At 49.1% G+C, this 13069-nt stretch carries 8 protein-coding genes and 1 riboswitch; of the genes, 6 read left to right on the forward strand and 2 right to left on the reverse strand.

Annotated features, from left to right (window positions below; genetic code table 11):
• Positions 1–31: 31 nt before the first annotated feature.
• Both ABD014_RS09425 and ABD014_RS09430 read right to left on the reverse strand, forming a co-directional pair.
• Positions 32–442, reverse strand: coding sequence for a DUF4064 domain-containing protein (locus tag ABD014_RS09425; protein WP_343860255.1), 411 nt, complete (start codon positions 440–442; stop codon positions 32–34).
• 227 nt (positions 443–669) lie between these two features.
• Complete coding sequence (locus tag ABD014_RS09430) at positions 670–1242, reverse strand: TetR/AcrR family transcriptional regulator (protein WP_343860257.1); 573 nt, start codon at positions 1240–1242, stop codon at positions 670–672.
• A gap of 198 nt (positions 1243–1440) precedes the next feature.
• Here ABD014_RS09430 and ABD014_RS09435 point away from each other — a divergent pair, with 198 nt between their 5' ends.
• The 6 genes from ABD014_RS09435 (at position 1441) to ABD014_RS09460 (ending at position 12890) form a co-directional block, all read left to right on the forward strand.
• Positions 1441–2865, forward strand: coding sequence for an RICIN domain-containing protein (locus ABD014_RS09435; RefSeq protein ID WP_343860259.1), 1425 nt, complete (start codon positions 1441–1443; stop codon positions 2863–2865).
• Between the two features lie 1945 nt (positions 2866–4810).
• The gene (locus ABD014_RS09440) at positions 4811–7858 is read left to right on the forward strand and encodes an S-layer homology domain-containing protein (protein ID WP_425542068.1); all 3048 of its coding nucleotides are present in this window, start codon (positions 4811–4813) and stop codon (positions 7856–7858) included.
• 669 nt (positions 7859–8527) lie between these two features.
• Positions 8528–9304, forward strand: coding sequence for an ABC transporter permease (locus ABD014_RS09445; RefSeq protein WP_343860261.1), 777 nt, complete (start codon positions 8528–8530; stop codon positions 9302–9304).
• 191 nt (positions 9305–9495) lie between these two features.
• Positions 9496–10233, forward strand: a complete 738-nt coding sequence (locus tag ABD014_RS09450; RefSeq protein ID WP_343860675.1) for an ABC transporter permease — start codon at positions 9496–9498, stop codon at positions 10231–10233.
• A gap of 19 nt (positions 10234–10252) precedes the next feature.
• Entirely contained in the window at positions 10253–11221 is a 969-nt protein-coding gene (locus ABD014_RS09455) for an ABC transporter ATP-binding protein (RefSeq protein ID WP_343860263.1), read from the forward strand.
• Positions 11222–11620: 399 nt separating this feature from the next.
• Positions 11621–11787: riboswitch (FMN riboswitch) on the forward strand.
• Between the two features lie 140 nt (positions 11788–11927).
• On the forward strand, positions 11928–12890 hold the full coding sequence (locus ABD014_RS09460) for a DMT family transporter (protein ID WP_343860265.1): 963 nt from the start codon (positions 11928–11930) through the stop codon (positions 12888–12890).
• Positions 12891–13069 lie beyond the last annotated feature (179 nt).

Below are 13069 nucleotides of genomic sequence, written 5' to 3' on the forward strand. Positions count from 1 at the left end.
GCGGCTTTGCTGCGTAGTATACTTCTTTCGCTTACCTGATCGATTGTCTTCTGGCTGCCCCTGGATTTCTAACCAATGCCATAATGCCAGCTATTATAAAGAATATGGCGGGAATCATTCCAAACACGGAAATGAAGCAAGTTATGATGGTTACAATAATAAGCATCCATCCAGTGAACTTCTGCTTGTCTCCTGCTTTCATCAAAATGATGCTAATGATGCCTAATACCGCAGCAATCCCCCCGGGAAGAACCCATAAGGTTCCCGCCTGGTTCATCTGCTCAAGGGAAGCTGCGACTTGGCTGTCTGTCCAATTAGCATGCAGATAATTCAAATAATCTGCATTGTCTTTGTGGTATAAGAATACGATACCGACGACAATCATAATGAGGCCCGATATGGACCCAATGATACTTAACGCGATTTCTCCTGTTCGTTTCATGATCAACCTCCATTGTAATTTATGACTAGCATCCCCATGGCATCATTTCAAGATTTGGGAAGTCTTATAGGCCCATGCGAGAACCACCCCCTTTCATAATGAGTACCAGGAGATCAGTGCCCGATAATGATGCGAAGCTGGATAACAATGTGGAAACTCATTAAAATGAATGAATATTTTTATATTCATTCACTTCGAGGTGAAAAAAAGATCACCTGGCAGCAATCCTACTTTTGGCGATCTGTTAAGCCTTTCATGATAAACTCTGCTAAATACTGAATCAACTGCGGAAAATGGTGAAGCCCGATGTCTTCTTTATGTGTATCGATATAAGCTAGCGACTCAAAAAAAGCGGGTAATAGCTCATCATTAACATCGTCTCTTATTTTTCCTTCGGATCTCCACTTTTTGAATAATTCAGTATACAAGCTGTGGATCGGATCATCACCGCTCTTAATTTCTTTATAGTGCTGCTCCAGTTCCCGGAAGAGATCGCGGTTATACCATTCCTTCAAAATGGTATTTGAATTCATGGCGCTGATGTTCTGCTCCACTAACTGTCTTACCAGAACGACGGGATCTTGATTCATATCCAGGGATTCGATAATATGTTTTTTCAATTTCTCGTTTTCCTTCATGTAAATCTCAAAGAACAGTTTTTCTTTCGAGGAGTAGTAGTTATAGAAAGTACCGACAGCTATCCCGGCCATTTTGGCAATATCTGAAATATTCGTATCCTTGAATCCTTTGGAGTTGAACAATTCCCAGCCACAGTTAAAGATGATCGTTTTTTTGTCCATGGGTTCATTGACCTCTTATGAATGAATATTTTTGAATTCATTCATATTGAATCATAGTTGTATTTTTCTGTCAAGCAAATGATGCCAGGGCAGTTGCGTAATAATACACCTTTTTCCAATACAAACGCACATCAGAATGTAAGCGCTGTTATTCTATGATGAGAGGGAAGTCCCAATTTGAATAAGGGGGTTGCTACAATGAGACGACTGAAGCCGATCTTGGCCGCGTTGATGTCTTTGCTGCTGATTGTCTCGGCTTTTCCGACGTTTGCCGGCCAGGCAAAGGCCGCGGCGGAAGGAAGCGGGGCCGCGGAGATTCCCTCCGGCAAAGTCCTGATCAAGAACAAATGGAAGAGCAATTATTTGTACGAAGCGTCAGACGGTACGGTCAGATACGGTATGACGAATCCAGCTGATGAATCGGCGCAGTGGGTCGTAGCTACGGATCAGGGACAGTCCCGGATTAAGAATGTCAAGACAGGTCATTACATCACCGTGGCCAGGACGACACAGCGCTATCAAGCGCTGACGACGAACGAGACAGCGGGTTCGAACGCGGAGAAGTGGATCATCGACAGGTCGAACCGGGCTGGGTATATGGTTATCCGCAGTGCAACGGCGCCGGAAGGCAATCTCGTGATCCACGAGGAGGACCAGATGGGCTTTGCGGAAGCGAGCTCAGATATCAACATTACATTTGAGAGTCCACAGTGGGCTTTCATTGCGGTGGAGGGCAGTCCTGTCCGCATCGAGAGCTATATGCATCCCGGTAGTGTTATCTATGAGGAAGATGGATTAGTTAAGCATGGTGCAAGGCCGGCTGATGATCTGATGTCCCATTGGTATATTGAGATCAGCAGCGGGGATCAGATCACGATTCGCAATCGGGCTACCGGGCATCTCATTACTCAGAATGAGACAACCTGGGCAGGGATATTCGCTATAGACGAGGATCCAGCGCAGCCTGAACTCAGCCGGTGGAAGCAAGAAAATGCGGTCAATCAGCCCGGTTATATTGTATTCGAGAATGCAGGGCTGCCGGGGAAATGGATGAATCCACAATTTCCGGACGATAACAACGTGCGCTCGAACGATTGGGCCGGAGGACCTGACGGGATCAATGCTTTGTGGAGAGTCGTTCCGGCATCTGACCTGCCCGCCGTCAGAATAGCGGCATATACCGATGCAATAGTTCCAGCAGATTTCCTGTATGAGGACGGAGGAGAAGTGCACTATGGTGAGATAGATCCGGCCTCAAGTTCGGACCCGCGCTATTTATGGATTGTAGAGGATTATGATCTGAGCAAGCGGATCCGCAATGCGGCCAGCAACCATTATTTGAATATCGACGGGGACCGGCTGTCAGGTGGAGAGGCCAGCGTGACCAGCGCAACCTATGAGTGGTCGCTCACAGCCTCTGATAGCTATGACGATTACAACACGATTCGTAATGTCGGGCGGCCTGAGCTGTATTTCCACCGGATCAGGCGGCAGCGCGACGGTGACGACAGACGCCGACGGTCTTGGGTCGCAATGGGAGCTTGTGGATCCTGCGCTGGTCCTGGACGGATCGGATCCATATATTCGCATTCAGAATGTCTGGCAGCCATTTTACATATATGAGAATGCGGATGGAACGATTAAATATGGCAATATACGTGCGGACGATCAGCGCGACCAATGGCTCGTAGTCAAGCATCATGGCCGCAAGCTGCTGAAGAACCGGGAGACGGGACATTACATGAATATTGCCGACATGCCTGACGGGCATATCCAGGCGACGCCGCTAAGCGATTTGTCCAACATCGATGAGACCTATATTTGGAGCGGCAAAAATATCGGCGGAGGCACGTATCTACTCAGCAATATTACGGATAAGGTGTCTGGGCAGCCTTTTACCAAGTTCATATCTATCCAGAATTTGAGCAAATACGCCGAGTACAGCGTCATTAATCCGAATTGGGGCAGTCCGCAGTGGAAGTTCCTCCCTGTCGGGGAGAAGAATAACCAACTGTATCGCTTCCGAATTCCGGGAACTGAGGGCCAATATTTGCAGGATGAGCGGACGGCGGATTCGGTGACCGAGGTGACTTACGGGCCAGCGGATGATGAATATTCTATCTGGTTCCTGGATGAGAGGAATGGTGCGAATGGTCCGGTGATGATGAAGAATATGGGCAGCGGCCGATACCTGTCTATTCAGAATTTAGCGGATGCGCAAGTTGAGAGCGAGGATGAACCGGAACTGACCGTAGAAGCCAGATCAGAAGTTTACGATACATGGGGCAGCATCAAATGGAGAATAGAGCAGCGAGATCAGGATGGGGTAAATATTGGGAGTGCTTGGACAGGACATTATCTATACGCCACGCTGAATGAGCAAGGGAAGCCGGTCTTTAAAGTAAGCAGAGCTGAAGGAGCTGCGGATCGTGCGGAATCCATATTTATTGCCGAACCCGTACAAATCGCTGAGAAGCCTCTGCCGGATGGACCTGTACGGATTAAGAGTGCAGCGAACCATGCCTATTTATACGAGAATCATTCCGGTGTTGTATTATATGGCGATCTAGCCGCGGATAATGGTTATTCGCATTGGGTGATTGAGCAATCGGCCGATGGACGGCAGCGTGTTCAGAACCGGGCTACAGGACATTATCTGACGCTGAACGAGGACTATACTTTTGTAGAGAGCAAGGAACTGTCTGCCGGGGACAGCAGCGCTGCATCCTGGGCGGTAAATCGCGTCGCAGGCGGGGATCAGGTTCTGATTCGCAGCCAATATGGTAATTACGACGATGAATTCATTCATGTCCAGAACAATACGGGGTATGCGGAACGAGGCCTGTACCCTGACTCCTGGGGATCGGTGCAATGGGAGCTGGAGTTAGCGCCGTCGCAGTTCAATACACCTAATATGGACGAAGAACGCAACCTGAGTACGGCAACACCTGTACAGAATGATACGAATGTAATGGTGATAGCACCGCAAGGGGCTGGCGGCAAGGTGCTTGCAGAACAGAGCGGGACGATTAAGCTAGTTAGCGGAGATGATGCGAATGCGGCCTCCAGATGGATTCTGCAGGACTTTAATGGACGGCATCTGATCAAGAACACAGCTACGGGCCATTATCTGTCACTGGACAACAGCTTGACACCAACCGTGTCGACGTCCACGAAGCCGCTGGGCTCGCAGTGGATATTGAATGAACCATTAGGATATCGTACTTTGTCCAATGCGGTGGATGCAGGCGGTCTGCTGCAATACAACATGGCGGGTATCTTTTATGGAACAGCGGCTTCTTCGGAATCGGTTCTTTGGAGCTTTACTCCTATAGCTGCGGATATCGCATATATGGTGGAGGATGCTTTCAAGACAGACAAGTTGATCCGGTTTGCGGTTCATGCGCAGGAGCAAGGGGAATACAAGGGTCTAATTCGCTATAAAAATGACTCTGGCTCCGAGCAGCTATTGAGCGTAAAAGTGAACGGACTAGAGGAGCAGTCAGTAGCATTTAAACCTTCGGGCGGCTTGAGCACCGCGGAAGTAAAGCTGAATTTGCGCGCCGGCATGAATACGGTATCGCTGAGCGGTGTAAATGGGGAACTATCGGCCGTGCAAATTGACAGTTTAACCGTCAAAAATAGCGTAAATAAAGCGTATCGCGGAGCAACGGTACCTTATGTGAGCTATGAAGCGGAGGATATGAAGACGAACGGAGTTCTGCTTGGAGCGTCGCGGAAGTACCGCAATCTAGCTTCGGAAGCATCGGGGCGCCAGGCAGTCCAGTTGAAGCAGACAGGAGATTATGTGGAATTTGCCTTAGCTGAAGCGGCCAATTCGCTCGTTGTTCGCTACTCGATTCCGGACAGTACAGATGGAGCGGGCGATGAGCAGACCTTGTCGCTGTATGTAAACGGGCAATTCAAGCAGTCGCTTAAGCTGACCTCAAAATATGCCTGGGAGTATGGAAGCTATCCTTGGTCGAATGACCCTCGTCAAGGCAGCGGGCATCGCTTCTTCGATGAGATCCATGCGCTGATCGGCGATATGCCGCAAGGGGCAGTGATCCGACTGCAAAAGGATGCAGGGGATCAAGCCGACTTCTATGCCATTGATCTGGTTGACATGGAGCAGGTGGCACCCGCCTATGAGATGCCGGAAGGCTTCGTATCGGTTATCGATTTTGGAGCGGTTCCGAATGACGGTCAGGACGATACGATGGCCTTGAGAGATGCTCTGTCTGTGGCCAGAGACCGGGGAACCGGGGTGTGGTTCCCGGCAGGCAGCTTTGACTTCGGTGATCAACTGCTGGATTTGGATTCAGCGGTGATCCGCGGTGCAGGAATGTGGTACACAACGTTGAACGGGGCCAAGTTCTATGGGCATGGAGGAACGGTAGAAGTCTATGATCTGCTTATCGATGGCGGCATTAATGAGCGGGATGATGAAGCGTTCACGAATGCTTTTCATGGAGCGTTTGGTCCAGGTTCGATCATTCAGCAGGTGTGGATTGAGCATACCAAGGCCGGCCTGTGGCTAACGCAGCCGATCGGGGAGAAGGCACGGACCAATGAGCTATACATGATGGGGCTCAGAATTCGCAATCTGATGGCCGATGGCATTAACTTTGCCGTAGGAACGACGAACAGTATGATGGAGCAGAGCGATATCCGCTATCCGGGGGATGACGGCATCGCGATGTGGTCATTTACTGACAGCAAGCTGGTTGATATGAACGGCTCGGAGAGAACGCCTAGTGTGAACAATACGGCACGGTTCAATACGGTGACCTTGCCTTGGCTTGCTGACAACATCGTCGTATTTGGCGGCAAGGATAATAAGATCCAGGATAATATTGTCAAGGATACGGTAGCAAATGGTGCGGGGATTGCCGTATCTACCCGCTTTAACGCAGAGCCTTTTGCCGGAACGACGGTCGTGGAGCGGAATACGCTCGTTCGTACCGGCAGCTATGATACCGGATATGGCGTGAGTCTGGGAGCGCTCTGGCTATTTGCCGGGGAGAGTGATATGAAGGGCAAGATTGTGGTTCAGGATAATGTGGTAAAAGACAGCACGTATGCCGGGCTGATTGCCCATGGTGATTTTACAGTAGAAGATGTCCTACTGAGAAATATCGTTATCGATGGAACGGGGACGAATGGAGTCGATGTTACGTCGGGCCTTAAAGGCTCTGCAACCGTCGACAATGTAATTATTCGCGGAGATCGGATGAAGATGGTGTCCAATCCATCGGCCGCCTTCAGCTTCAAGGAGATTAACGAGGGCTTTGCTTCTGGGAAGAAGCCTCCGGTCAATCCAGGCGAACCAGGTAATCCAGGTTCAGGTGGAGTAGAGAATCCAGGTACGAGCAGCTCTGGAGGGACTGGCGGGTCAAGTGGAGGAGCAGGTACTGGCCAGTCTGCGGGTTCCTTGTCTGACTCCGTCTTGCAGGAGGCTCTGCGTCAAGGTAAGACGACGATTGAGCTGAAGACCGATAGTGAAGGTAGAGTGAATCTGACAGCAGCAGTATTAGCAGCAGCAGCGGCTGAGCATCCGGAGGCGGTGATCGAGGTAACGGGAGCAGGCGGATCGGTATACCGATTCCCGCTCAGTCTGACCGATCAGGTAATCGTGCAGGCAGGTGTTGTTGATCAGAAGCAAGCCGTCGTGTCGATTCAAATTTCTCCTCAGGAGCAGGCAGGGTTCAAGGATAAGGCAAAGCAGCAAGGTATGGAACTGATGGGAAATGCCATGAAATTTATGGTTCAAGTCTCGGAAGGAGGCAAGACGGTCCAGGTAGACCGTTATGAAGGAGCCATCTATGTTTTGCGCCAATGGACTGTAGACAGCAAGCTTGATCCATCAACCACGGTTGTTCTGCTGTATGATCCGGCAACAGGCAAGCTAAGCTATGTTCCGGCGTGGCTAGAGAATAATGCTGATGGAACGACTACTGTCATTGTGAAGAGTGCAGCAAATGGAATCTTTGTCGCTGCTCATCATCCAGTAACTTTTGCGGATATCGAAGGCCACTGGGCTCAGGCGGTCATTGAGAAGCTGGCGGCAAGACAAATCCTGAATGGTGTCGGTGGGGATCTCTTTGCACCGGGGCAGCCTGTCAGCCGGGCTGAATTTGCTGTGATGCTCGTCAGAGCGCTTGATCTTCAAAGGGGAACCAGCAGTAGTGGAGGTGCTTTGTATAACGATGTGAAGTCTGATGCATGGTATGGAGATGCCGTTGCTACGGCTATCCATTATGGACTGGTGCAAGGCTATGCAGATCACAGCTTCCGTCCGAACGCGCAAATTACCCGGGAGGAAATGTCCGTAATGGGAGCGCGGGCGCTGCGTTTACTGCAGAACGGGGTGAAGCAGGGAACGGGCACGGAAGTGATCCTTATTGCCGGGGAGAGCAAGGATCTAGTGTCGGGCTATGCCGATCGTTCACAGCTTCATTCATGGTCCCAGGAAGAGGTGGAGCTGATGCTCCAGGCAGGCATTATGCAAGGACAGAGCAAAGATAAATTTGCTCCAGCCAGCCGCACGACAAGAGCGGAAGCGGCGGCCATCCTGTCTCGACTGCTTGCAGCAGTAAAACTGCTCAATCCATAACCGAGAAGTTAAACGGGCAAATGAGCAGGGAATAGGATAAAGGGTTCAACTTAAAAATAGAGGGCGCTCATTGGCATTGGCGTCCTCTATTTTTTGATAAATATGCGGGCTTATAATTGCTACGTATACCTCAAGAAAGGCGTCTGACTTATATTTATTTAATTGCATATTGTGCAATTAAATGAGTGACGATCTGGAAAAGAGTTGTTTTAGCTGTAAAATGTACACTTAAAATTTCTATTTTCTCTTATTCTACGAATCTAAGGGAATTTAAGTGTACGAATTACACTTATTGTTGTTATGTCCTTTGATTTGAGATTTTAAGTGTAGGTTATACATTTAAGTGAAGATTTACAACTATTTCAGCTATAACAGCAGTTTTGAGTTCAGATAAGTGCGATTCTGCAACTATTTGAAAATGGAGAAGTACTAGACTTAGTCTGAGTTACTATACAGATCCGGAAAGACTTGTGATCGTACTATGATAGGGTCCAGGAAGATATTCGCTAGTAGATAAGACAGGCCATTATTGATGTTAGTCTACGCTAGTACAAAAAACAGTTGCCACCTCTGGAATAATAAGGTATGATATCTGTCCCTACTGCTGCAAAATGCCCTTGTCTGAAGTGGACGGAACAAGCCGTCAAAAATGCTTATCGGAGGTGCTTCATGCTTTATTTTACGTTGGCTGCCAAGGCCTATTCACGCAATTTGCAGTACCGCGGTGCACATATGGTGCACAATCTTGCCAGCGCGATGTTCGGATTCATCTACGCCAGTATTTGGATCGGGCTCGGCAGGGATAATTCCCTCGGCACTTATGGAACCCACGGCATGATCAGTTACATCTGCTTCACGCAGAGCCTGCTGTGGATCACCAGCTTTATCTCGAACGGACTTGGCATTCCGCAAGCCGTGCGGACCGGTCAAATCTCACTGGATCTGATGCGTCCCGTTCATTTGTTCAGCCATATGGCGGCGCGCGAATGGGGGCAAATCGCCTACCAGTTCATTTACAAATCAATCCCTATCTACATGCTGTATCTCATCATTTTCCCGCTTCATGTTCCCAAGAGCAGCTTCACCGTTATGCTTGTTGCAATCAGTATAGTTGGCGCAGCCTACATATCGATTTGCATGAATTATCTGATCGGGGTAACTGCACTGTGGACGACAGAATCTTCCTGGTTCTACTGGGCGAATCATGCGCTCGTGAATTTATTAGCAGGCTTCTTCATTCCGCTGGAATGGCTGCCCTCCTGGTTATCACAGTTAGCCTGGTTATCACCATACCCGTATCTTCTCTACGTGCCTACGCGCATCTATCTCGGTTATGAACACGGCTCTCATTTATGGGGGACGCTGCTTTGGTGTGCCTTCTTGACGTTGATCTGCCTGCTGGCGACTAAGGTGCTGCGGCATAAAGTGGAGGTGCAGGGCGGATGAGTGACAAGTTGAATTCGAGCAGCCAGCAGACTTTGGGCGACCAACCGATAGTAATCGATGAGCCCAATTTGCATAAAAGGCCGAATCAAAATAAGAATCCTGACTTGGAGCCAAAGCTGAAGCTAAGCAGCAAGCTGAAGTCATGGCTGGAGCTATATGTGCTACTGATCAAGACCAGTGTTCGCAGTCGGATGCAATACCGATTTAATTTTATTCTAGGATCGGTACTCGCAGCGTTGATTCAAATTTCGGAGTTCCTGATGATCGCGATTGTTCTATACAAGTTTGGGGCAATCCAAGGATGGTCCATGCATGAGATTGGTTATCTGTTCTCGGTGATTACACTATCCAAGACGCTGTACCGTACGTTCGCCGATGAGGTTCATCATTTGGAAAAATATCTGGTAGACGGTGAACTAGATCAAATCCTGACCAGACCCGTCCCCGTGCTTCTTGCCATCATGCCGCGGAATTTCCGCATTATGCTTGGAGAGGTGCTGCAGGGCGGTTTTATCCTCTGCTGGTCAATGAACGGATTATGGCGCAGCGGGCAGATCGATTGGACCTCCATCGTATTTACTCTATTCATCATTGTAACTGGAGCGGTCATTCTTTTCTCGATCGGGTTGGCTACAGCAACGATTGGCTTCTGGACGACAAGGATTGAAGAACTACAGACCTTCACCGAGGATGCAGCTAGGACAGCTGGGCAATATCCGCTGACCTTATATCCCAAATGGATGTCATCCATGCTGCTGATCATCATCCCCGTCGGCTTCGTCAATTATGTTCCAGCTCTATACATTATTCGCGGTGAGCTTGGACCCTGGGTGCTTGCTGCTGTGGCCGCGATGGCGACGATTTGTCTTGGGGCAAGTATGCGGTTCTGGCGGTTCGGAATTACGAAATATCAGAGCACAGGAAGCTAAGCTAAGGGAGGGCACAGAAATGATCGAAGCCAAAAATTTATATAAAGAATTCAAGACCCCGATCGTTCGTGAGGGACGATTCTCCGGCATTCGGACACTATTCGCCCGGGAATATACTAGGAAAGAAGCGGTCCGTGGCATCAACTTCCAGATTGCGCAGGGCGAATTCGTCGGATACATTGGACCGAACGGGGCCGGCAAATCGACGACGATCAAGATGCTGACTGGCATCCTTCATCCGAGCTCAGGCGAGGTAGTTGTTGGCGGTTATAATCCTCACCAGGAGCGGCGGAAGGCGGTGCGGAACCTCGGTGTTGTATTTGGCCAGCGAAGTCAACTGTGGTGGGATCTTCCGGTCAAGGCCTCCTATGATATCTTGGCCAAAATGTACAATGTGACGGATAGCGATAAGCGAAGGCGCTTGGACCAATTGGCGGAGCTTCTGGATTTGTATGAATTCTGGGCTACACCGGTTCGCAAGCTGTCGCTCGGACAACGAATGCGGGCCGATCTGGCCGCATCGATGCTGCATGATCCCGATGTTCTGTTCCTGGACGAACCCACGATTGGACTTGATGTGAATGCGAAGCGGAATATTCGGAAATTTCTCAAGCAGCTGAATGAGGATTTCGGGAAGACGATATTGCTTACTACCCATGATATGGATGATATTGAGCAGCTCTGCGGACGCGTCATGGTTATCAATCACGGTGAATTGACCTTTGATGGTACTGCTCGCTCACTTCGTGAGACGATCGGCCTGCCAACCGAGATTCGCGTCACATTCCGCGGTCAATTTCAACTGCCGGATACCCTTAATCCTGCGATTCGAGTAACCGACCGGGAGGAGGATGTCGTAACGATTGAGGCCAATCGCCAGGAATGGAGTACGGTTGATATCTTGCGTGAGCTGGAGACCTGGGGGGACATTGACGATTTCGAGATGAAGGAGCCGGATTTCGAGGAGATCATCCACAAGGTCTATTAGAGGTTGTTCAAACCGTCCGCTTTTGATCACGAAGTAAATAAGGAAGCTGCTCTGCATCGAATCTTGAATTCAGCTGGGCCTTCCGGTGCTCACGTACCAAAAACGTACGTTCCGCTCCTCAGTCCCTAGCTTCATCCAACCTTCTCGGTGCTGAAAACCGGCCTCTTTGAACACGTACTATTAGAGCTAGATGAATGAGACGAATTTTGTGTTGCGTAGACCTGTTGCGCTGCATACAAATATTAAATAGCATGAAACAATGAAATTATTCTCATTGAAAATACATGAAACAAGTCATATACTAAGTATAATGTGATATTCATTATAGTTATATCCGCGGCAAAGATTGTAATATGAATTCAGCGGATATTGTAAAATCAAACAATTAAAAATTTGAATATGGATCTTCGGGGTAAGGTGAAATTCCTGACCGGCGGTGAATGGTTCGATCAGCACATAGCGATTGAATCACAGCCCGCGACTCGCTGTCTGTCCTGTAGGACGATAGCGACTGATCTGGTGCAAATCCAGAGCCGACGGTAAAGTCCGGATGGGAGAAGATCAATCTTAAGTTTGTGCGACAAGGCGATAAGCCTGTCTTTGCACATGCTTATTTGATCAGCCCCCGTAGATGTCGACTGTTGTCGATTCACGGGGGCTTTCTGCTGGCAAGACTCCGTATTCAAGGAGAGGGAGAGACAGCAAGATGGAAAATGTAAGTACTGGCTATAAGGTGCAGGAGCCCACTTCAGCGCGTCCTGCTAAGACAAAAAGCGGTTTTTGGCTAGTGGTATTGGGAGCGGCCCTATGGGGTGTCGATCCATTATTCCGGATCATTCTGCTCCGTGCGCTGACTTCAGCGCAAATCGTTCTGCTGGAGCATGTGATTATCGCACTCATCGCAATTCCAGTGTTATGGAAGAATCGCGGGGAACTGAAAGGCATGAGCATGAAGCATCTCGGCGCATTGCTCTTCATTTCTTGGGGCGGTTCAGCCATAGCAACTATCCTGTTCACGATGGGGCTTGCTAACGGCAACGCCAACGCAGTATTGCTGCTGCAGAAGCTGCAGCCGTTGTTCGCCATCATTTTAGCGAGCTTGTTGCTCAAAGAGAAGCTACCGCGTCATTTCTCGATTCTGTTCCTGATCGCGCTGGCTGGAACTTATTTTCTAACCTTTGGGTTTGCTATTCCGATCGGGCACTGGAATGAATTTGTGCAAGTGGGGAGTCTGTTATCTTTGGGGGCTGCAGCTCTATGGGGCGGTTCGACCGTGATGGGCAGGTTGATGGTCGGACAGATGAAATACGAGACAGTGACCTCGCTGCGATTCGTTCTCGCTCTTCCGCTGTTGCTCGCGGTAACCTGGAATGAAGGTGCTGCGTGGAATCTTCCATCAGGCACATACGATCTATCTTTGGTAGGACTTAACCTGCTTGGTCAGGCGCTGCTGCCAGGACTGCTCAGCATCCTAGTCTACTATAAAGGTCTAACCACTACAAAGGCGTCTGTGGCTACACTGGCGGAGCTCAGCTTCCCGATGGTAGGCGTTCTGATCAACTGGATCGCTTTCCAGCAGATCGTAACCATCGCTCAAGCGCTCGGCTTCCTGCTAATCTGGTTCGTATTGTTTGCCATCTCCAGACAGAATAATGCTTCTGCGGATTAAGTTTTTCATATGATATTACGGAATAACCTGGGACGAACCGTCTCGGGTTATTCTTTTTATTTTCTAACGAAACTACAGATCGTTATTTCCTCGTCAAAAGCCGCGAATAAAATCTAACGAAACTACAGATCGTTATTCGGGTGAAATTCGGACTATAAGCCTCTTTTTTGCTTCAATAG

Source organism: Paenibacillus motobuensis, assembly GCF_039521865.1.
Lineage (GTDB): Bacteria > Bacillota > Bacilli > Paenibacillales > Paenibacillaceae > Fontibacillus > Fontibacillus motobuensis.